Origin of the sequence: Neoalteromonas flava (assembly GCF_002807685.1) — a bacterium.
GTDB lineage: Bacteria > Pseudomonadota > Gammaproteobacteria > Enterobacterales > Alteromonadaceae > Alteromonas_E > Alteromonas_E flava.
Genome location: NZ_PEAX01000003.1, coordinates 635,485 through 658,393, shown reverse-complemented (window position 1 = coordinate 658,393; position 22,909 = coordinate 635,485). Strand labels below are relative to the sequence as shown.

Sequence of the window (22,909 nt, the reverse complement as noted above, 5' to 3'; positions counted from 1 at the left end):
GACAGCTATCAGTGGAAAAAATACCTGAACAAATCCAATCAGCTTGATCTTTCGTTTAGGTAATTATAGGTTACCGTACATTCTGGTCTGACCTATGACCACTTTTCGGTGAATGTTCACCCTTTTTCAGGAGGCAACATGTCTGATTTAGTTTGGTTCTTATTGTGCATCGCAGTAATCGCTGTCGCGGCCTATAAGCAAACTTCTTTACTTAATTGTGTCATCGGCTTAGGCGTTGTGATGATTGTTGGCACGCTTAGCGGAGATATTGGCCTATTCGGCTGGATCGTATTCGCGGCGCTAACCATTCCTTTGGTCAACCGTGACATTCGCAAACAACATATCAGCAAAAAGTTACTCGCATTCTACAAAAAAGTAATGCCTGAAATGTCCGATACCGAGCAAGAAGCCATCGACGCAGGTACCGTTTGGTGGGATGGTGACATTTTTACTGGAAAGCCGGACTGGAATAAACTTCATTCCTATGCACAACCTCGCCTTACACCAGAGGAACAAGCATTCCTAGATGGGCCTTGTGAGGTTGTGTGTAACATGGTCGACGAATGGCAGATTAACCACAAAGATGCAGACCTTTCTCCAGAGATATGGCAGTACCTTAAAGACAACAAGTTTTTTGCCATGATCATCAAGAAAGAATATGGTGGCTTGGACTTTTCTGCATATGCCCAATCTCGCGTTTTACAAAAACTCGCGGGCGTAAGTGCTGTTTTATCGAGTACCGTTGGTGTACCCAATTCTCTGGGGCCTGGAGAACTCTTACAGCACTATGGCACCAAAGAGCAACAAGACCACTACTTGCCTCGCCTCGCGGTGGGTGATGAAATCCCGTGTTTTGCTTTAACCAGTCCAGAAGCAGGTTCCGATGCAGGTGCAATCCCAGATTATGGCGTTGTTTGTAAAGGTGAATGGGAAGGTAAAGAAATTCTCGGCATGCGCCTCACCTTCAATAAGCGCTACATTACCTTAGCCCCTGTAGCAACGGTGATTGGCCTGGCGTTCAAACTAAAGGACCCTGAAGGCTTGTTGGGTGATAAAGAAGATATGGGGATCACCTGTGCTCTGATCCCTCGTGACACCAAAGGACTCGACGTGGGTCGTCGTCACTTCCCTCTCAACGTTCCGTTCCAAAACGGGCCGGTGCGTGGTGAAAACATTTTCGTGCCTTTGGATTACATCATCGGTGGCGAAAAAATGGCCGGAAAAGGCTGGCGTATGTTGATGGAATGCTTGTCTGTCGGGCGCTGTATTACACTCCCCTCCTCAGCCGCTGGTGGTGCTAAGTCGATTGCTGCGTCAACGGGTGCTTATGCGCGGATCCGTCGTCAATTTAGATTACCAATTGGTCATATGGAAGGTATTGAGGAGATGTTGGGTCGTATCGGTGGTAATGCCTACATGATGGACGCCGTTACCAGTATGACAACAGCAGCGCTTGATATAGGTGAAAAGCCTTCGGTCATCTCTGCGATCTGTAAGTATCACCTTACTGAGCGTATGCGGACAGTGATCAATGATTCAATGGATATCCACGGCGGCAAAGGAATTTGTTTAGGCCCAAATAACTACATCGGTCGTGGTTATCAAGGTGCACCGATATCGATTACGGTTGAAGGTGCAAACATCCTTACTCGGAACATGATGATCTTCGGCCAGGGCGCGATGCGCTGTCATCCGTTTGTACTTGCAGAGATTCGCGCCTCCCAGGTTGCTGACAAAAAGCAGAGCTTAGATCAGTTTGATAAGGCAGTATTCGGACATATTGGTTTTGCTATCGGTAATACTTTTAGAAGCCTTTGGTTCACGTTAACGGGTGGCCGTCTTAGCCGCACGCCATTTAAAGACGATACCAGCCGGTATTATCAGTTGATGCAGGGGTATGCAGCAAACTTAGCCCTTTTGACCGATATTTCAATGGGGGTATTGGGTGGAGATCTTAAACGTCGTGAACGTTTATCAGCGCGCCTTGGCGATATTCTGAGCAATATTTATTTGGGCAGTGCGGTACTCAAACGATTTGATGAACAAGGCCGTAACCAAGAAGATTTGCCATTTGTTCACTGGGCTATGCAGGATCTATTGCATAACACGGAGTCTGCTATAGACGAGTTCATTAAGAACTTCCCAGCTACGGCTGTTGGCGCGTTCATGCGGGTATTGGTATTACCCATAGGACGCCGCGTTAAGCGCCCTTCTGATGTTCTGGAACATAAAATTGCGCAAATTTTGCAAACGCCTTGCCCAGCACGCGATCGTATTGCGCACGGTCAATACATCACTCGTGAGGATGGCAATTTATTAGGAGATCTGGAACAAACACTTGACGATATCCTCGCAGCAGAGCCTGTTTTCGAGAGGATTTGTAAAGCGATGAAGCAGAAACTGCCGATGACCGGGCTAGATACGCTTGCTGAAAAAGCACTGAAAGACGGTATTATTTCGCCAGAAGAAGCAGATTTGTTGAAGCGTACTGAAGCGGGTCGGTTACGCACAATTAACGTCGACGACTTTGATCCAGAAGAACTCGTGGCTGCATCAAGCGCTAAAAAGCCAGCGCGTAAAGCGAGCACCAAAGCCAAGTCGGCAAAAGCGGCTTAAATAAGCAACCTCGCAAGTCAAAAAAAACCGGCGTTTTATGCCGGTTTTTTATTGCTTGCCGATCACCGCGAAATCCTAATCTCTCTGTTTCAACCTTCTACAAAGATAAGTAGCACGCACCAGCGCTTAGTGGCTTTATCAAGAGACCTAGGCCAGTTGCATCTTTGTTATTTACTCTAACTTGTAGTCAGCATTAGACTGAGTGTTAAAGTGAACCCTAAGACTTATATTTTTGTAATAAATACAATAATTTATTATGTTGACGTTTTAGTGCTTGAAATTCATTTGGTATTTTGATTACACAACATTGAATCCGATTGATAGAGCGCTATTAATCCTTTACGAGCAGTCAATATCAGTTTTACGACGCAGAACTTAAGAGAACCATAACAATGCGATTACCGATCTTATTACTTACTTACGGCCTTGTAGTAAATGCTTTTGCAGACAATCATTTCGAACAAGGGCGCGAAATCCAAGCATTACCGGATGTATTAACTTTTCAACAGCGCACACAACCCATAAACGATATATTGATCGAGCGACTCGATAACCTATTACCTGAGTTAATGCAGGCGTCTGGTCTCGACATGTGGCTGGTGATCAATCGAGAATATGGTGAAGATCGACTATTTACCACACTTGTGCCCCAGCCCACTTTTGCCGCCCGTAGAACAACCTTATTGGTTTTTGCAAAGCGTGATGATGGCAGCGTTGAACGATTCAGTGTTAGTCGCTACCCGATCGGAGATATCTATCCTACCGTTTGGGAAGGTGGCACGGTAGAGCAACAATGGCAAAAACTGGCGAGTATCATTGCCGAGCGCGACCCTCAACGTATTGGTATTAATAAAAGCCGTGATTGGGCTGTAGCCGACGGCTTATCGAGCGGTCTTTATCAACGCCTACAAGCAGTACTTGACGAGAAATATCTCGCGCGACTCGTGAGCGCTGAAGAGTTAGTCGTTCGCTGGTTTGAAACCCGGAGCGCGAAGGAACTCGCCGTTTATCCACAGATCGTGACACTCGCGCGCGGGGTAATAGCTGAAGCATTTTCGAACCATGTGATCACGCCTGGGGTTACCTCAACTGATGATGTCGCTTGGTATATCCGTCAACGCTTTGAAGATTTGCAATTACGCCCGTGGTTCCAGCCCTATGTGAATATTCAACGTCGTGGCGATGAAACCAGTAAAGATGATGTTTTTATGGGTAAAGATAAACGGGTCATTATGCCCGGCGATGTCTTGCATACCGATGTTGGTATTTGTTACTTGAATTTATGTACCGACACACAAGAAATGGGGTACGTTCTGCGCTTAGGTGAAACTAATGTACCCAGCGGCTTAAAAGCGGCTTTAGCTAAAGGAAACCAATGGCAAGACATCCTAACCGGCGAATTCAAAACCGGACTATCAGGAAACCAGATCCTAGCCAATACCATTCACAAAAGTGAAGCAGCAGGACTAGTTACCAGTACCTATACACACCCGTTAGGTTTTGTCGGTCATGCTCCAGGTCCAACAATTGGAATGTGGGATAATCAAGGGCCCATTCCAATCCAGGGGGATTGGCCACTGTATGCGAACACCGCCTATGCAATTGAAGGAAATGTAAAAGCTCAAGTACCTGAGTGGAATGATCAATGGGTACAAATTAAGCTTGAGCAAAGCGCTGTGTTTGACGGCAACAAAGTGATTTACTTAGCCGGCCGTCAAACAAAATGGCACGTGATTGATTAAACCACTAACGGCCTACGGCAACGCCTTCTCGACGGGGATCGGCACCACCAATTAAGGTGCCCTCTTCGATCTGAATGCCATGTAGGCCACTGTTCAAATCAATAATCCTCACGGAGTGCCCAAGCTCTTCTAGCTTTGCCTGCAGGCCTACAACCGGTGTACCTTTCTCAAGAGCAGTATAATCATTGCGGTTGGTGATTTTAGGTAAATTAATTGCTTCTTGAACATTTAAATCCCAGTCCAAAACGCCAATGATTGTTTGCGCAACATAACTAATAATTCGCGAACCACCGGGCGAACCGATAATTAACTTTACTTCGCCAGCTTCATCAAAAATAATTGTCGGCGACATCGCACTGCGTGGTCGTTTGTTTGGTTCAACGCGATTAAGTACAGGAAAGCGATTCCGCGTAGGTACCAAAGAAAAATCGGTTAATTGATTATTCAGCAAGAATCCCTCGACCATCAAGCCCGAGCCAAACATAAACTCGATACTCGATGTCATTGATACGGTATTGCCTTGTTTATCAACAATCGCTATGTGGCTGGTATTGGGCAATTCCATCGAATAATCAGCGCTTAGCTGGGCTTCTGAATAAGGCTTACCTGCCCTAAAACGACGCATTTTATCTGTAGGTCTTATCCCCTCAGCACGACGACTTAAATAGGTATCGTTGATTAATGCTGCAAACGGTAAATTGGTAAAGTCAGAGTCGGCAACATACATGTCTCGATCCGCGTATGCCATCGCAGTCGCCTGCGTGAATACATGCGCAAATTCAACAGAATTTGGCGTCATCTTGTTAATTTCAAAGCCTTCTAGCATTTTTAGAATTTGCACTACGTTTATGCCGCCCGAGCTCGGGGGAGCCATTCCGCATATCTGGTGTTTACGATAACTACCGCACACTGGCGCACGTTTAACGGCCTGATAGTTCTCAAAATCACTGACTTCGAGGACACCGGGATTAATACTGCTGTTTTGCACCGAATCCACTATTCGTGCTGGGATATCCCCTTGGTAGAACACCTCAGCACCATTCGCGGCTACCTTGCGCAGGGTGTTCGCGAGTTTAATGTTCTTCCGCTTGCTACCTTCTGCTAACGGCTTGCCTGCCGGAAAAAAATAACTGTTAGATGCCGGAAATTGCTTTAGTCCAGGGTGTATATCTAACGACAAAAGGCGATGCAAGCGTTCTGAAACAATAAAGCCTTGTTGAGCTGTAACAATTGTGTCATCAAACAACACTGACCAATCCAGTTGTCCAAATTCAGTATGAGCGAGCTCTAACGCTCGCAATGCACCTGGAACACCGACTGAGCGACCACCAACGACAGCATCACGCCACTTCATTGGTTTACCTTTTTCCGTAAATAAATAGGCATTCGCTTCTGCCGGCGCAGTTTCGCGCCCGTCGAATGTATGTAGTCGTTTGTTCTGATTGTCCCAGTACAGAATAAAAGTACCACCACCAATGCCGGATGATTGCGGTTCAACTAACGTCAGCATCGCCTGAATAGCAACAGCGGCGTCAATGGCGCTGCCACCACGCTCTAAAATATTGCGTCCAGTCCAACTGGCATAGGGATTCGCTGCCACCACCATGTATTTATTGGCTGTGAACGCCTTTTTGTTGGCGTAGCCTGTGGCGGCTTCTGGCTCTCGATCTTCACGTCCTTGAATGCTCGAGGTTTGCGCTACAGCACAGCTACTCGCAAACCAAAGAGCGCTAAAAATACCTATCAGATATACACGTTTGATCATCTATTTAAACTTTTCCGGATTAATGGGCCTTTTATTGAGAAACGCAGCAAAGGCTTCCTGCGCAGGCTCAGAACGCATAGCTTCGATAAAATAATCAAGCTCTTCATTCATGTGCTCTTCAACCGCTTGATGATTAGTTTTCATCAGTTTTTTCGTGGTCGCTAACGCAACCTTAGGTTTCGCCATTAATGCAGCTATAACGTTATTCACCATATCATCCAGAGCTGCTGTTGCAAATTGAGCAGTAACAATACCAAACTTTTCCGCCTCTTCGCCATTAAATGGTTTCCCTAACATTAACCACTCAGCGGCTTTACGGTGGCCGGCTAAACGCGGTAAAAGATAACTCGATGCGTATTCTGGAACTAAACCCAAATCAATAAACGGCATGATAAATCGCGCGCTTTCATCGCAATAAACAAAATCACAATGCAGTAACATCGTGGTGCCTATCCCAACAGCAAGGCCTTTTACTTTTGCCACCACAGGCAATTCACAACGCATCAATGCGTTCATAAAATGAGCAGTTTCATTTACGTGTTCAGCTTCATCAACAGAGGCAAAATCAGCAATATTATTACCTGCAGTGAAACACTCTCCTTCCCCTTGCAGTAAGATAACTTTGCAGTCTGACTCAGCGGCGCCAGCAATGGCGTCTCCCATGGTCTGATACATTTCACGCGTAAGAGAGTTTTTCTTTTCTGGACGGTTGATTGTGATAGTGAGCAACTGATTTTGACGTGCCACATGAATATCTGACATAGTTACGACCTCTTCAGGGTAGTTATCTTGAGTATTTACTTACCGTACCTAAGCAAATGACTTTATTAAATAAAACGGTATGATACCCAACGATTTTAGATTATCGACTCACGTTTATGAATAGGTTTGTATTTGCCACATCACCGCGTTTTTGGATTGTACCGGCTTTTCTCGCGGGTGTGTCAATCTTAGCTTGGTTTTTTGATCCAACGGCATCGCATGCGATGGCTTTTTCGTCGGCTCAAATTAATTCAGGCGAGTTGTATCGTTTATTTACCGCCCACCTCATGCATACGAATCTTTGGCACTTACTTTTAAATCTTGCCGGACTATCACTTTTATGGGCTCTTCACGGCGACTATTACACACCATTGCGCTTCGCATTTGCCTGGGCAGCAATTTCAGTAATCACCAGTTTATGTTTATACATCTTTGAACCAAACTTACTCTACGTAGGCATGTCAGGCGTACTGCACGGAATTTTTGCCTGGGGAGCTTGCCTTGATATCCGACGGGGGGACAAAACGGGTTGGCTACTCTTACTCGGCTTGGGAATTAAAGTAGGCGTTGAGCAGCTAGGGGGCGACACCAGTGATATCGCAGCGTTAATTGAAGCCTCTGTTGCGATTAATGCTCATGCGTTTGGCGCAATAGCCGGTATTACCTGGGGTACGTTAGGCGCATTAAAAAAGCCCTCCGTAGAGGGCTAGTTTATTTATAAGTTTTCTTCAAATAGTTTATAGATCCGACGATACTCATCTAGCCACGAACTCGGTTGCACAAAACCGTGTGGTTCGACCGGATAAATCGCTGTTTCAAAATCTTCTTTTTCTAATTCAATCAAACGTTGAACCAAGCGCACAACATCCACAAAAAACACGTTGTCATCGACCATCGGCGCATTGATCAATAATGGCTTTTGTAAGCCTTCAGCAAAATAGATCGGAGAACTGCGACGGTAAGCAATAGGATCAACATCTGGCGTATTAAGGATATTGGCTGTGTATGGATGGTTATAGTGTGCCCAATCACTAACGGGGCGCAACGCAGCGCCAGCTTGGAATAATTCTGGTCGGGTAAATAACGCCATAAACGTCATAAAACCACCATAAGAACCGCCATAAGTGCCGATCCGCTCACGATCAACATTCGCATTTGCGACTAACCAATCAACACCATCAGCAAGGTCTTCTATCTCTGGCGTGCCCATTTGGCGGTAAATTGCGGTGCGCCAGTCTCGGCCATATCCTTTGGATGCACGATAATCCATATCCATCACCACATATCCCTGCTGGGCAAGCATACTGTGGAACATAAATTCCCTAAAGTAGCCGGACCACCCCATGTGCGAGTTTTGCAAATAGCCAGCACCATGATTGAAAATTACCGCTCTTCTCTTTTCAGCCGAATCGCTCACAGGCATGTAAACGCGTGAATATATCGGAGCGTTAGTGTTGCTAGAACTGACCGGCACAATACTCGGTGCTACCCACGGAAGTGCTAAAAACTCTTCACTTACGGTATCGGTGATACGCTGCACAACACCTTCATTCACATCCGTAGTATAAAGCTCTGGCGGCAACGTGAGTTTGCTATGCGTCAGGAGTAATGTTTTTTCGTCTGGGCTTAAGACATAATCCGTCATGCCATTCAAATCAGTCATTGCGGTCAATTGGGCTGACTTAACGTCGACACGATAGACCTCATAAATACCCGGATGCTTCACATTTGCGGTAAAATAAGCAAATTGGTCATCACCTGTAAAAGTAACACTATCAACGACAAAACGGCCTTGGGTTAAGGCTTTTGCAGAGCCATTCACCGGTTTTACATAAAGATGTGAGAAACCACTCTCTTCCGATAAGTAATACAAAGTCTCACTTTGGTTTAACCAACCAAATTGGTTAAATGCGTAGTTGATCCAGGCTTCATCTGATAATCGATGTTGCGTGACTAGCTGCTGCTTATCAAAATCAACTGAGACTATCCAACGATCTTTGTTATCCCAAGCCTCAAGCATAATAGCGACTTGTTCACCCTCTCGCTGCCAAACAATGGCTGGATGTCCGTACCAGCTTTGGAGTAAACCGATATCCCGAGGTAGGCGATTGACTTGATAGTCTTCACCGCGGGCCTTGGCATTTTCACGCTTTACTTCTGCAAGAACGTCATCGTTGTAACCCGGGAGGTTTTTCTTGCTTAGTTCTTTGACCTGTTGGGTTGCGATATTCACTAGCCACAAGGAATGGCTTTCTGGAGTTGCATCGGCTACCCGACGTCTTACTCGCTCAGCAGCAATACGTCCATCTTCTTGAATGTAATGCGGCATAATATCGCTATCTTGTCGCGTGGGTTTGTTTTCGCGACTAGCAATAATGATGTGCTGCGCATTGGGCGATAATGCGACCTGAACATTGGTGTGCCCCTTCGGCAGATAAACGGTAGGCATGGTTGTCGTTTGATTTTGCTGAATGACCTGTTCAGTAAAATCTGCACTGGCTTGACGATCCGCGCGTTTATTCGCGATATAGTCAATCAAGGTTATTTGCTCTCGCGCAATAAAATCCTTTGCTTCTTTGACCGCTTCGGGTTTATCTGCATACTGCCAGCTGATAATTTCATCGCGCATACCAGTATTAAGGTCGATGGCAATATAACGATTGTCAATGCGGAATGCGACGCGTCCATCAGTTAAAAACAATAAATCACGTGGCGAATCACTGTCTCGAGTAACTTGTTTAACCTCGCCTGTAGCGTGTGAATAAAGATAAATATTGCTTTCAAACACCCACGCTGAAAGAGTCCCATCTCTGGACTCTACTTGCATGTCTCGATCAATGACGTGCAGGTCTTGTAGGGCTACTTGTTCGCCATTGTTGGCAGCGGATAGTTCAGTAATAAAGTAATCTTCTAACTTCGACCCCTGGCGCTTGCGCTTGTAGGTGATTTTTTGGCCATCTAAACTCCAGCCAGGAGACGAAGGTTGGCGCCCCAGCCAATCTGGGTCTGCCATGATGCGCTCGAGGGTAATAGCATCTGGAGAGTTCGTTGTGTGTACTTCATTGGCTGGCGGCGAAATTATTTGAGCCACAGCAGATTTAGCAGTATCTAAAGACTCATTCTTGGTGCCTGACTCGGTAGCGACACACGCACTCAAGCTAGCGCAAAAAAGCGCTATTACTATAGGTTTTGGAGTTGTTAGCATAGTAGTTGCCCTTATTTTTATCGCTGCAAACTATAGCATCAAAAGCGGATTGGCAGTCAAACACGCTCACCGTCTAATCAGAGGTCATTCATCGAATTTAATCTTTTCTAATTGGAAATTGAGTTGATCCATTTTATTCTTTTCGCGTTTTACTCTCATAATCTCATCAAATAGGAAAGATAATGAAAACTTGGCTTTTGCTAACTTTTATTTCACTAAGTGCTGTGTCATTCCCGAGCTATTCCGCAGAAGAATGCCCTGACCTTCTTAAGTTCGTTAAGCGTAAACTAAACTCACAAGAAACGGTCAACTTGTGCAGTGAATACCAAGGGCAAACCTTGTTGATTGTCAATACTGCGAGTTACTGCGGTTTTACTCCTCAGTTTGAAGGACTAGAAAAACTGTATGACACATACAAGGATAAAGGATTCACTGTATTAGGTTTCCCTTCGCACGATTTTAATCAAGAAGACGAAGATGAAGGTAAAACTGCTGAGCTCTGCGAGCTAACCTATGGGGTTGAGTTCCCTATGTTCGAAGCGGTTTCAGTGCGCGGTGATGAAGCTGATCCGATGTATCGAATGCTAACTGAAAAATCAGGGACATCGCCAAAGTGGAATTTCTATAAATATTTGGTTAATAAAAATGGCGACGTGGTAGAGAGTTATTCTTCTTTTACTAAACCTGACGATAAAGACCTGATTACAGCCATTGAGACCGCATTAACGTTATAAATAAAAAAACCCCGCGAAACCGCGGGGTAAACAAGCACACTCAACTTGGAACACACAGTAGGAAATTTAAATCAAATTTGCGCTACATAGTCATAGACCGGTCTAACGTTAAATAAGTTCCAAAATATTTTCTTGCGCAGCAGAAAAACTTTTTGCTGCGGCTTCTTCTCCCATTGCAAGCCCTTCTGCATAAACAAATTGGATGTCTGTGACGCCAACGAACTGCCAAAAATGTTTTAAATAATCGGTTTGAGTATCCATTGGTGTTCCTTGGTACTTGCCACCTCGCGCAGCGAGGACGGTTACCCGTTTGTTCTCTAGCAATCCAACTGGGCCGTTTTCAGTGTATTTAAATGTGATCCCAGCACGAGCAAGACGATCAAACCAAGCCTTCAAACTACTCGGTATTCCAAAGTTATACATAGGAACTGCCAAGACAATTTCATCAGCGTTCTTAACATCACTAACAATATCATCAGATAACTGCGCTAAGCGCTGTTGCTCAGCTGTGCGTTCGCTTTCAGGCGTCATCCAAGCGCCCATCTCAACCTCACTCAAATGGGGTAAAGCTTGCTGGGATAGATCACGAATAGTCACTTGTGTGTCTGGATTTACGCTTGCCGCCTGAATATATACTTGCGCGAGCTTTGACGAATTCCCCCTTTCAGCATGTAAACTGGATTGGATCACTAATATACGTTTCATAATTGTTCCTCTCTGATTTATTACAAAACATCATAGAACCAACAAAGTAGAAAATAAATTGCATTAAATTGTCGCATTTGTACGAATTATTAGAAATAAAAGTGCGTGAGCTAAGTCAACATTAAACTTTTGTCATCTTTGTAATTTTCATGATCTCGGTACTGTACCGTGCTCGTAAGCACCTCGACATTTATCACTAAGAGGAAACATTATGCGAGGCTTAGCCAAGACGTTGAGCGCTTTCGCGCTTGTAGGACTAATAGGATGCGGTTCTGACTCTGATGATCTACCACCACCGCCAGCACCACCTCAACCTGAACCTGCGCCGACGACCATTGTCGACGTCGCCGTGGCTGACGGCAACTTCACTACGCTAGTTGCTGCATTAGAGGCTACTGGACTTGACGCGACTTTGTCAGATGCGAGCGCTAGCTTTACTGTTTTTGCGCCAACGGACGACGCTTTCGCGCTACTCGGAGACGATACAATCAATGCTTTGTTAGCAGACACCGAGCAACTTACTGATATTCTCACTTACCATGTGCTAAGTGGTGAAGTCGATGCTACAGCAGCCGCGAACGCTGTTGGCACTACCGTTGAAACAGTCAACGGCGCGAGTGTTGGGTTGTCGAGCCCAATGGGGGATCTATTTGTGAATCAGGCACAAGTGATCGCGACCGATATTATGACTGATAACGGAATTATTCATGTTATTGATGCAGTGCTTCTACCACCTGCACCACGGGGTGAACCAACCGCAAACATTGTAGAAACCGCAGTGTCCGCTGGTAGCTTCGAAACCTTAGTTGCTGCACTGCAAGCCGCGGAATTGGATGCTGTTCTCGCAGATGAGACTCAGCAGTTTACGGTTTTTGCCCCTACTGACGCAGCATTTGCCATGCTCGGTGAAGATACAATAGCAACACTATTGGCAAACCCTGATGTTCTCAGTGATATTCTGTTGCAACATGTGGTTGCTGGCCAAGTCACTTCAACCACCGCCTACAGTCTTGCTGGGAGCGCGGCAGAAACCGTATCAGGTACAGCGATTGAGATTGGTTTAAACCTCGATACCCGAAATCTGACTTTTGGTGGAGCGACCATTACTACAACCGATATCTACACCACCAACGGTATCATTCATGTGATTGATACTGTAGTTGTGGGTGACGTTGAAGTACCTGCACCACCGCAAAATATTGTCGATATTGCGACCGCTGCCGGCAGCTTTAATACGCTAGTTGCGGCGTTGCAAGCCACCGGTTTAGATGCTGTATTAAGCGGCGAAAACACTGAGTTTACCGTATTTGCGCCCACGGATGCAGCGTTTGCGCTTCTCGGCGATGATACGATTACAGCGCTATTAAACGACCCAGATACCCTCAGCGATATATTGCTGTATCACGTGGTATCAGGCGCTGCTGTGCTTGAAGACGCTGCAGTAGGAATTGCGCAATCTAACGACAACCTAGTTACTATGGCAAATGAACGGCAAGCAGCATTGTCTCTATCCGGCTCGACGTTGTACGTGAATCAATCAGCGGTTTCTAGCACCGATATTCTGGCTTCAAATGGTGTTATCCACGTACTCGATCAAGTCATTGTTCCACCCAGCGTGAAGGATGAGCCTACGCAAACGATCGCTGAAGTTGTTGCTGGTAGTGCCGATTTCTCTACACTACTGGCTGCAGTTCAGGCAGCTGACCTGGTCGACACTTTAAATGACAACTCCGCCACATTTACTGTTTTTGCCCCCACCGATGCGGCCTTTGCCAAAATCGACAGTGATGCACTTAGTGCCTTGCTAGCAGATACTGATGCCCTAACGACGGTGTTACTTCAACACGTCGTTGGTGGTACAGAAATAAGTGCAGTACAAGCCTATGCAGCCAACGGGAGTAGCGTTGACACGCTCGCGAACGATGATGTGAGCGTGGCTATAGTGAACTTTACTCAAGGTGCGAACGACTCCACTACCGAGGTTTCTTACGATGCGGTTAATCAGCGTCTGGTCGGTGGTGTGGGTAGTATAGCGCCCGGCTTCACCTTGTATGTATTTGACAACGACTTAGGCACCAGCGGTAGTGTGTGTAACGATGCCTGTGCCGATAATTGGCCACCAGTGCTAGTCACAGACGACAGTGTTTCTGATTTACCCGGCTTAAGTGTTATTGAGCGTGATAACGGTGACATGCAAGCCACGTATCAAGGCCGCCCCTTGTACTTCTTTGCTGGCGATGAGAGCGCTGGGGATACCAACGGAAATGGAGTTAATGACATTTGGTGGGCTGTGTCACAAGCTCCAGTATCTTTGCAAATCCAAGGAGCAAACGTAACAACCACGAATGTTTACACGACCAACGGTGTGATCCACATTATCGATAGCGTGATCACCGAAACGTTGCAGTAAGAAATATTTAGGACGAAACTAAATGCCCCTCATTTAAGGAGGGGCATTTTTTATGTTAATTAAAATTGTGCAAATGCTTGCTTGAAATCGGCAATAAGATCATGGATGTCTTCGATCCCGATTGAGAATCTGATCAAACTGTCGCTAATCCCCATTTCTTGCCTTGCTTTAGCCCCATTTTCAAAGAAAATGGTGGATGCGACCGGTAATGCCAATGTCCTAGTGTCACCCAAATGGGTAGCGGATAATACAAGCTTAAGCGCATTAAGAAACGCGACGGGGTCGATATGTGACTGCAACTCAATACTTAGGATCGCTCCGAAGGTAGTAAATTGTGCTCGCGCCATACTGTGTTGAGGATGCTCTGCTAAACCGGGGTAATACACCTGTGCCACGGCCTTATTAGAATTCAGCCAGGTCGCAAGTTGTAGTGCGTTGTCACAGGCTTTGTCCATTCGCAATGCCAGCGTCTCAAGTCCAAGCGCTAAACGACTGGCTGATTCAGGAGCTAATGTTGCGCCAATGTCGCGCAAACCACGTTTCTTTATTTGCGTCAAACCCCACTGACGAACATCATCGCCACGATAGTTGGGATGGATATTTTCAAAGTTCTGCCAATTGAATTCGCCCATATCAACAACAACGCCACCTAGCACGTTACCATGGCCGCCAATGTATTTGGTTAGTGAACTAACAACTAGGCTCGCTTTTACTGACTTTGCATCAAAAAGATAAGCCGGGGTCATGGTGTTATCGACCATAAAGATCAATTGGTTTTCCGCGCAGAATTGACCAATTGCAACGCAATCACTGACCTGCGTTACTGGATTAGCAATGGTTTCACAGAACACCATCCGCGTGTTTGGTTGATAAGCTTCAATAACGTTACGGATATCGGTTACGTCGACGTAACTAACGGTTACGTTAAATGCTTCTAAGGTTTGCATAAAACTGCGTGTGTTGCCGAATAAATAGCGACTAACAATGATGTGGTCACCGGCACGCAACAATGCCATTAAAGAACTCGCAATTGCGGCCATGCCTGTAGCAAAACACAATGCTCCGACACCGCCCTCAATGTCACTTAAGATAGTTTGTAACGCGTTAACTGAACCTGATGATGAACGAGAATAAACATGCCCGGCCTTTTTCCCCTGAAACACATCTACGAGATCTTGGGCATCTGCGTATTCAAACAAAACTGACTGTGACGTAGAACTATGCACACCACCCGATTCTGGGGAATTCAAAGTTCGATCGGCGTGGACTAATCGAGTGGTAAAACCGTTATTAGACAAAACTTACTACTCCGGGAAACGTACGTTGTGTGGGTACTTAGCGTGCACTGTAGCAAAAAATTCATAAACCATGTGCATTTTATCTGCAAAGCTTATATCGGGTGGCAATATTGGCCCAAAAATGATTTTTTTTAGTTTAAAATCAAACCCAATCAATACCACGGGAACTCTAGCTGATTCAGCAATCGCCAGAAAGCCGGTTTTCCACGGGAAGATGGGTGACCGAGTACCCTCTGGCGCTACAGCTAGGATCATTTCTTGTCTGCGCTCGAACTCATCAACCACTTGCCCCACTACGCCATGAGTAGACCGGCGATCGACAGGGATCCCGCCGATTGATTGCAACAGTTGCTTAACCACTGGCACAAATATCGTGTGTTTCCCTAAGAAGCGGATCCGAATACGCAGCGCAAACAACACCGCCACGCCTAAGAAAAAATCCCAATTGGATGTGTGTGGGGCCACACCAATCACCATTTTTCGATAATGCGGGAGTTGTCCTTGGAATGACCAACCCGTCAGCCTCATCAAAACCCGTCCGAGCCAACCAGTAAACTTGTTACCGCCACAAGGCGGAGCTCCAACTAACTCAGGACATATGATCGAATTTTGTTTATCTGGCATCATGAATACTGCAGAAAAATGCGTAAAAATATAATAGCATCATCCATTTAAAGGATCAGCTTTCGCTTAGGCCCCTCGTTATGTGCATTTTATTCATCGCTGTAAATCAGCACGCGAAGTATCCGCTTATCATTGCGGCCAATCGCGACGAATTTCACCAGCGCCCTACCCAACACAGTCAATATTGGCCCAATAATCCGGATCTTCTCGCAGGCATTGATTTACAAGGCGGAGGAACCTGGATGGGGGTTACGCGGCACGGTAAATTTGCCGCTTTAACCAATATCCGTGATCCGCATAGAAATAATCCTGAAGCTCGCACGAGGGGTGAATTGGTCGCGAATTTCTTGACCTGTAATACAAGCATAGATAACTACTTAGAAGATATAAAGCCCGATAACCATAAGTATAATGGCTACAATTTGCTGCTTGCTGATTTACCCTCACTTGACTTGCGCACCTATAACAATTATTTGTGTGAAGAACATAGACTTACTGAAGGTTATTACGGTCTATCAAACGCGAGTTTGGATGTTCCTTGGCCTAAGATTCAACGCGGCAAACATGCGCTTCAATCCTATTGTGAGACGCATGCTGACATCAATACCGATGCGCTATTTGCGATTCTTGCCGATAGCACCCTAGCCGACGATGCTCAACTGCCACAGACTGGAGTTCCACATATCTGGGAAAAACGCTTATCTTCAATATTTATTACTGGGGATGATTATGGCACTCGCGCTAGTACCCTGCTGTTTGTAAGCCGAGCAGGTACTGTTAAGTGGTTAGAGAGAAGCTTCTCTGCAACTGGTACTGTTGTGGACCAACAAAGCTTTACCTTTCGTCTAGCCTAATTAGCACGTCAGTTAACGGCGATGCTATCTAACTGCCCTGCTGACTAAGAATAATAGCACTGTGCACTGGTCATAAGCATAAACACAATGGCATAATGCGCCGGTCGCCAACCTAACCTAATGAGGACATTCCGTGTTTGAAGTATTACCCCAGTTAGCCGCTGATCCAATTTTGGGATTATCTGCTGCTTATAAACAAGATCCTAACCCTAATAAAATCGACCTAGGCGTTGGTGTGTATAAGGATGAACAAGGGAATACTCCGATTGTTAAAGCAGTTGCTGCTGCCGCAAAACAATTGATAGCAACGGAAACCACAAAAACTTATATCACTCCCCAAGGCATACAAGGGTTTATTGATGGTATGTTACAACTCATACTGGGAGATAAAAGCCCAGTATTAATCGCTGATCGCGTTGCGGCGGTTCAGGCACCCGGCGGTTGTGGAGCGCTGCGCATAATTGCGGAGTTATTAACCCGAGTGAATAAGGATTTAACGGTTTGGGTCAGTGATCCTACGTGGGCCAATCATATTCCACTGATTGGAAATGCCGGCCTGGCGATAAAAACCTATCCGTACTTCGACAAAGCCAATGCTGCCGTCAAATTTGATCAAATGATCGATGCGCTCAAAGAAGTACCTAAAGGCGACGTTGTCCTTTTTCATGGATGTTGCCACAACCCGACAGGCGGTGACTTAACACCTGCGCAATGGCGTGAGGTTTTAGCGGTAACCGAACAACAAGGTTTCTTGCCTTTCTTTGATATTGCGTACCAAGGCTTTGGTGATGGGTTAGAGGATGATGCTTATGCGGTCCGATTATTTGCCGAGCATCTGCCTGAAGTCATCATTGCAGCTTCATGCAGTAAAAACTTTGGTTTATACCGCGAACGTGTAGGTCTTGCCGCGATTATTACGACAGATAGCAAAAATAAAACGGTAGCACAGAGCCAGATCCAGAGCGTAGCGCGTGGTATATACTCAATGCCACCGAGTTATGGTGGTGCTTTGGTCGATATTGTTCTAAGCGACGCTCAGCTCAAACAAGAGTGGGCCGATGAAGTTAACGCCATGCGTGAACGCATGAAAGAATTGCGCGCATTGTTGGTGAGTGCTTTGGCGGATAAAGGCGCTGATCGCGACTTTTCTTTTATTAATCAGCAAAAAGGCATGTTCTCTTATCTGTGTATTACGCCAGAGCAAGTGCAACAGATGCGTGAGCAAAACAGCGTGTATTTTGTTGACTCTAGCCGCGTGAACATTGCCGGGATCAACCAAAGTAACGTTGAACGCTTGGCTGATAGCATTATCGCCGTTTTATAAGCGTAACCATTAGGTGGCTTTTGCGAGCCACCTGTCTAACGCATTGGCGAAAGCCTGTTTTTCCTTTTGACCGTAAGCTTTCTGACCGCCGGTTCTCTCACCACTGGCGCGCATGGTATCCATAAAATCCCGCATGGTTAACTGTGCTCGAATGCTACTTCGGTCATAAGCGTCACCACGTGGATTTAACGCGTCAGCGCCTTTGGCTAAGACTTCAGCAGCCAATGGAATATCTGAGGTAATGACTAAGTCGCCAACCACACAATTCGCCGCTATATAATCATCCGCAATATCAAAACCTTTCTCCACCACAATACTGCTGATATGCGAAGCTGGTGGTGTTTTAATGAATTGATTCGCGACCAAACGCAGCTCCGTATGCGTTCGTTGGCACGCTTTAAACAGAATGTCCCGCGCAATCACGGGACAGGCATCTGCATCAACCCAGATGGTCATTAGACCAAATACCCGCCATCAACGACGACAGTAGCACCGGTTGTATAACTAGAGGCATCAGATACCAAATACAAAACTGTGCCAGCCATTTCATCAGGTTGTGCAGTGCGCCCCAATGGAATTTGCATTAACGCCGTTTTCAGGATTTTTTCATTGGTCGTAAGTGCTGAAGCAAACTTAGTTTCAGTCAAACCAGGAAGCAATGCATTAACACGAATATTAAAACGCCCGCATTCTTTGGCGAACGACTTAGTCATACTGATAACCGCGGCCTTAGTGATTGAATAAATACCTTGCATGTCGCCCGGGCGGATCCCGTTGACAGACGCAGTATTTAGGATCACACCGCCACCTTGTTCACGCATCATTTTTCCAGCTTCTATCGACATAAAGAAATAGCCACGAATATTTACATCAACCGTTTTATTATAAGCACCAAGATCAGTGTCCAGAATATGGCCAAAATACGGATTGGCGGCAGCATTGTTAACTAATATATCAAGTTTACCAAAGTCCTGCTTAATGGTATCGAACAGTCGCTCGATTTGGTCCATTTCACCAACGTGACAGCCAAGTGCGGTCGCCTTCCCCCCATCGCTAACAATACTGTCAGCAACCTTTTGGCAATCATCAATCTTACGGCTAGATACGATCACATGCGCACCGTATTGCGCTAGTAAACGTGCAATAGATTCTCCAATACCTCGACTGGCTCCTGTTACAAGCGCGGTTTTACCACTTAAATCAAACAAATTCTGCATCATTCACTCTCTTCGTTACGCTAACATGCCGCCATCCAGGACGACACTTTGACCGGTCATAAAGCTTGATTCATCACTCGCTAACCAAGCTATCGCACTAGCGATTTCCTGAACGGTCCCTAAACGTTTCATTGGATTAGCACCAACAATTGCTCGCTGAGCTCTCTCGTCTACCTTCTTAAGCGTGTTTTGCACCATTGGCGTATCAATGAAACTAGGGCAAATAGCATTACATCGGATATTCGCACGCGCATACTCTACAGCAGCCGCCTTAGTTAACCCGATCACACCATGCTTAGCTGCGCTGTACGCAGCAAGCATTGGCGATGAACGTAAACCTGCAACCGACGCTACGTTGATTATTTGACCATTGCCTTGTTTTAACATAATCGGTAGCGCAGCGCGCATGCAATGCCAAACGCCAGTAAGGTTGACGGCAATATTACGATCAAACGCGACTTGAGGAATCTGAAGGAAAGGCGCTGGGTCATGGTCGATACCGGCATTATTTAATAACACATCAATACCGCCCATCTCCTCATCTGCATATGCCATCAAACCCTGGATCGCTTCCGCATCAGAGACATCTGTTTGATGGAAATATGCTACATGCCCCTGCGCTTTCAACGCCTCCACAAGCGACTCACCAGCCTCGCGGTTAACATCACTCACTACCACGCTTGCGCCCCGCTCTGCCATTAACTGAGCCGCGCCTTCACCAATCCCTGACGCGCCCCCCGTTACAACAACCCGTTTTCCGCTTAACGTCGTCATACTTAGTCCTTGTGGTCAACTTTAAGTACTAATTTTCCAAAGTTTTCACCTTTGAATAGCATCATTAAGGTTTCTGGGAATTTTTCAAAACCTTCGACCACATGTTCCTTGGCTTTAAGTTTGCCTTGCGCAATCCAACCCGCCATTTCGGCAGCTGCTTTGCCATAATTTTTTGCATTATCAAAGACCACGATACCTTCCATGCGGGCACGATTAACCAATAGAGAGAGATAGTTAGAAGGTCCCTTTACCGGTGTAGTATTATTGTATTGGCTGATAGCACCACAGATAACAATACGCGCTTTAAAGTTTATGCGGGTTAAAACATCATCTAAAATGTCACCACCGACATTATCAAAGTAAACATCAACGCCCTTCGGACACTCACGCTTTAAACCCTGCTTTACATCTTCATTTTTATAATCTATCGCACCATCAAAGCCCAGCTCATTAATAAGGTAATCACATTTGTCCTGTCCGCCAGCGATACCTATGACGCGACAGCCTTTAATTTTCGCGATCTGACCCACCACAGTACCGACCGCACCAGCGGCACCTGAAACAACAACCGTTTCGCCGGCCTGCGGATTACCGGTGTCTAAAATGCCGAAATACGCTGTCATTCCTGGCATGCCTAATACGCCTAAATAACGTTCAAGCGGCGCCAAGCTCGGATCGACTTTATGTACTCCTTGTGTATTCACAACCGCATACTCTTGAACCCCGAAATGCCCGTAAACAAAGTCTCCAGCAGCAAAATTAGGATCGGTTGACTCTAAGACCTCTCCCACTGTTCCAGCGCGCATAACCGCTCCAATTTGAACAGGCTCAATATAGCTTTTACCGTCATTCATCCAGCCACGCATAGCTGGATCAAGCGAGATAAAATCAATGCGTACCAGAATTTGATTTTCGCCAAGCGCTGGCGTTTGTGAAGTGACTAATTTCCAGTTATCTTGAGTTGGCTCACCCACAGGGCGAGAAGCAAGTAAAAATTGTCTATTTTCCATCGTTGTATTCCTATTTAATTAATCTATTTTAGTTAACTTAAAACCATTCAACTTGGGTGGTTTCACACAAATCATCCACTGCCAATATGAGCCCGAAATCACGTTCTATTAACGGCAACTCCCAACGGAAGTAATATTCAGCAGCGCGCAGTTTACCTTCAAGAAACTGTATGCGTTGTGGGTTGCCCTCGATATTCTCAGCTAACAATCGAAGGGCCGTATTCGCTTGTCGCAACCACATCCAACTGACTACTACTGAAGAGAAAATATTCATGAAACATTGTGCATTCGCCAATAGTTCAGCTTGTTTATCACTGTTTAGTGTTTGCCCGATATGCTCAATTAAACTCGGCAGACGCTTTAGATAAGGTTGCAACAGACTCACTAGCGCTGCGGTACGCGGAGAAACAGCGGCGGCAATATCTTCGGCTAGACGTTGTTGTAACGTGCGTAATCCTAATTGTTGATTTTGCCAAAGTTTGCGGGTCATCAAATCAAGCGCTTGGATCCCATTGGTTCCTTCATGAATAGGATTTAAGCGATTGTCACGCCAACATTGTTCTACCGGATACTCTCGAGTGTAGCCAGCACCGCCCAGGATTTGGATCGCTAAATCATTGGCTTTCGGGCCAAATTCAGATGGCCAGGCTTTACATACCGGAGTTAATAGATCAAGCAATTCAGCAGTTGCTGTTTTTTCTTGACCTGCAGGTAAACTGGTTAAATCATCAACTAGCATAGCCCCATAAAAACACAAAGCCATGCCACCTTCAGTGTACGCTTTCTGCGCCAATAGCATGCGCTTGACGTCGCCGTGTTGAATGATTGCAACAGCTGGATCTTCCGGCCGCGTGTGTGGTGCTTTACGCCCTTGCGTACGATCTTTGGCATACTCCAACGAATAGCGGTAACCGCGATACCCAATCATTGCTGCACCAAAACCAACCCCAATACGCGCCTCGTTCATCATCATGAACATGTAACGTAATCCTTGGTGTGGTTCACCAACTAAATAGCCGTGGCAATCATCGTTTTCGCCAAAGGTTAACGCAGTTGAAGTCGTGCCGCGATAGCCCATCTTGTGGATAAGACCAGCCAAAGTGACATCATTGCGTGGCCCTACTTCCCCCTTATCATCTAAACGGTATTTGGGTACTACAAATAATGAAATCCCCTTCACCCCCGCGGGCCCACCCGGGATCTTCGCTAACACTAAATGAACAATGTTTTGCGCAAGTTCGTGTTCCCCGCCGCTGATATAGATTTTGCTGCCTTTAAGGCGATATGTGCCATCATCAACCGGCGTAGCTGACGTGCGAATGTCAGCTAACGACGAGCCTGCATGTGGCTCAGTTAGTGCCATTGTGCCGGTAAATTCCCCCGTTAACATGCGCGGCATAAACTGTTGTTTAATGTCCTCAGTAGCAAAATGGCTGATGACGTTTGCTGCCGCGGCGGTCAAAAATGGGTAAGCCGTTGATGACGGATTAGCCGCCATAAAATAACTCGCGCACGCCGTCATAACGGTTTCAGGCAGTTGTAAACCACCATCTTCAAAACTATAGCGACCAGCAATAAAACCAGCGTCTCGATAGGCATCAAAGGCTTCTTTTACTGCAGCGAGCATCGAAACCTTTTGGCCATCGAACGTCGGTTCATCTTTATCTGCTATGGTGTTGTGCGGAAGAAATTTCTCTTCGGCAATTTGTTCCGCGGTATCCAATATAGCTTCAATTGACGCCACATCGTGATCAGCAAAAACGTCGCGGGAGAGAAGATCGCCGACCGCTAAATTTTCAAATAATTGAAACTGTAATTCCTGACGAGGGACAAGTTGTTCTGCCATTGCTGAACCTCATGTATTAAATG

18 protein-coding genes are annotated in these 22,909 nt (G+C 45.9%); 7 read left to right on the top strand and 11 right to left on the bottom strand.

Features of this window, described 5'->3' with window-relative positions; genetic code table 11:
* Positions 1-138 precede the first annotated feature (138 nt).
* Together fadE and CSH92_RS08885 are read left to right on the top strand one after the other, a co-directional pair.
* On the top strand, positions 139-2,616 hold the full coding sequence (fadE, locus tag CSH92_RS08890) for an acyl-CoA dehydrogenase FadE (RefSeq protein ID WP_100657245.1): 2,478 nt from the start codon (positions 139-141) through the stop codon (positions 2,614-2,616).
* A gap of 392 nt (positions 2,617-3,008) precedes the next feature.
* On the top strand, positions 3,009-4,358 hold the full coding sequence (locus CSH92_RS08885) for a M24 family metallopeptidase (protein WP_100657244.1): 1,350 nt from the start codon (positions 3,009-3,011) through the stop codon (positions 4,356-4,358).
* 4 nt (positions 4,359-4,362) lie between these two features.
* Here the strand turns inward: CSH92_RS08885 and ggt are convergent, their stop codons facing one another.
* Entirely contained in the window at positions 4,363-6,123 is a 1,761-nt protein-coding gene (ggt, locus tag CSH92_RS08880) for a gamma-glutamyltransferase (RefSeq protein ID WP_100657243.1), read from the bottom strand.
* Positions 6,124-6,885, bottom strand: coding sequence for an enoyl-CoA hydratase (locus CSH92_RS08875; RefSeq protein ID WP_100657242.1), 762 nt, complete (start codon positions 6,883-6,885; stop codon positions 6,124-6,126).
* A 116-nt stretch (positions 6,886-7,001) separates the two neighbouring features.
* Here CSH92_RS08875 and rrtA point away from each other — a divergent pair, with 116 nt between their 5' ends.
* Entirely contained in the window at positions 7,002-7,595 is a 594-nt protein-coding gene (rrtA, locus tag CSH92_RS08870; RefSeq protein WP_100657241.1) for a rhombosortase, read from the top strand.
* Between the two features lie 5 nt (positions 7,596-7,600).
* Here rrtA and CSH92_RS08865 read toward each other — a convergent pair whose 3' ends face one another.
* Entirely contained in the window at positions 7,601-10,090 is a 2,490-nt protein-coding gene (locus CSH92_RS08865; RefSeq protein ID WP_100657240.1) for a S9 family peptidase, read from the bottom strand.
* Positions 10,091-10,272: 182 nt separating this feature from the next.
* Between CSH92_RS08865 and CSH92_RS08860 the strand changes: the two genes are divergently transcribed.
* The gene (locus CSH92_RS08860; RefSeq protein WP_100657239.1) at positions 10,273-10,824 is read left to right on the top strand and encodes a glutathione peroxidase; all 552 of its coding nucleotides are present in this window, start codon (positions 10,273-10,275) and stop codon (positions 10,822-10,824) included.
* Positions 10,825-10,932: 108 nt separating this feature from the next.
* Here the strand turns inward: CSH92_RS08860 and CSH92_RS08855 are convergent, their stop codons facing one another.
* Positions 10,933-11,529, bottom strand: a complete 597-nt coding sequence (locus CSH92_RS08855) for an FMN-dependent NADH-azoreductase (RefSeq protein ID WP_100657238.1) — start codon at positions 11,527-11,529, stop codon at positions 10,933-10,935.
* Positions 11,530-11,740: 211 nt separating this feature from the next.
* Between CSH92_RS08855 and CSH92_RS08850 the strand changes: the two genes are divergently transcribed.
* Entirely contained in the window at positions 11,741-13,939 is a 2,199-nt protein-coding gene (locus tag CSH92_RS08850; protein ID WP_100657237.1) for a fasciclin domain-containing protein, read from the top strand.
* A 59-nt stretch (positions 13,940-13,998) separates the two neighbouring features.
* Here CSH92_RS08850 and CSH92_RS08845 read toward each other — a convergent pair whose 3' ends face one another.
* Both CSH92_RS08845 and CSH92_RS08840 read right to left on the bottom strand, forming a co-directional pair.
* Positions 13,999-15,237, bottom strand: a complete 1,239-nt coding sequence (locus tag CSH92_RS08845; protein ID WP_100657236.1) for a cystathionine gamma-synthase family protein — start codon at positions 15,235-15,237, stop codon at positions 13,999-14,001.
* 6 nt (positions 15,238-15,243) lie between these two features.
* On the bottom strand, positions 15,244-15,864 hold the full coding sequence (locus CSH92_RS08840; RefSeq protein WP_240612765.1) for a 1-acyl-sn-glycerol-3-phosphate acyltransferase: 621 nt from the start codon (positions 15,862-15,864) through the stop codon (positions 15,244-15,246).
* Between the two features lie 77 nt (positions 15,865-15,941).
* Between CSH92_RS08840 and CSH92_RS08835 the strand changes: the two genes are divergently transcribed.
* Entirely contained in the window at positions 15,942-16,715 is a 774-nt protein-coding gene (locus CSH92_RS08835; RefSeq protein WP_100657235.1) for an NRDE family protein, read from the top strand.
* Between the two features lie 133 nt (positions 16,716-16,848).
* Positions 16,849-18,039: an amino acid aminotransferase gene (locus CSH92_RS08830; protein ID WP_100657234.1), complete on the top strand. Its 1,191-nt coding sequence runs from the start codon at positions 16,849-16,851 to the stop codon at positions 18,037-18,039.
* 9 nt (positions 18,040-18,048) lie between these two features.
* Here CSH92_RS08830 and CSH92_RS08825 read toward each other — a convergent pair whose 3' ends face one another.
* Genes CSH92_RS08825 through CSH92_RS08805 form a run of 5 tightly spaced genes read right to left on the bottom strand, consistent with a single transcriptional unit; the run spans position 18,049 to position 22,886 of the window.
* Positions 18,049-18,495: a YaiI/YqxD family protein gene (locus tag CSH92_RS08825; protein WP_100657233.1), complete on the bottom strand. Its 447-nt coding sequence runs from the start codon at positions 18,493-18,495 to the stop codon at positions 18,049-18,051.
* Positions 18,495-19,259, bottom strand: a complete 765-nt coding sequence (locus CSH92_RS08820; protein WP_205662146.1) for an SDR family oxidoreductase — start codon at positions 19,257-19,259, stop codon at positions 18,495-18,497. The genes CSH92_RS08825 and CSH92_RS08820 overlap by 1 nt, the downstream gene beginning before the upstream one ends.
* Before the next feature lie 12 nt (positions 19,260-19,271).
* Entirely contained in the window at positions 19,272-20,030 is a 759-nt protein-coding gene (locus CSH92_RS08815) for an SDR family NAD(P)-dependent oxidoreductase (RefSeq protein ID WP_100657232.1), read from the bottom strand.
* 2 nt (positions 20,031-20,032) lie between these two features.
* Positions 20,033-21,040: an NADP-dependent oxidoreductase gene (locus tag CSH92_RS08810; RefSeq protein ID WP_100657231.1), complete on the bottom strand. Its 1,008-nt coding sequence runs from the start codon at positions 21,038-21,040 to the stop codon at positions 20,033-20,035.
* A 37-nt stretch (positions 21,041-21,077) separates the two neighbouring features.
* A complete protein-coding gene (locus tag CSH92_RS08805) occupies positions 21,078-22,886 on the bottom strand; it encodes an acyl-CoA dehydrogenase family protein (RefSeq protein ID WP_100657230.1) in 1,809 nt (602 codons plus the stop codon).
* Positions 22,887-22,909: the final 23 nt, after the last annotated feature.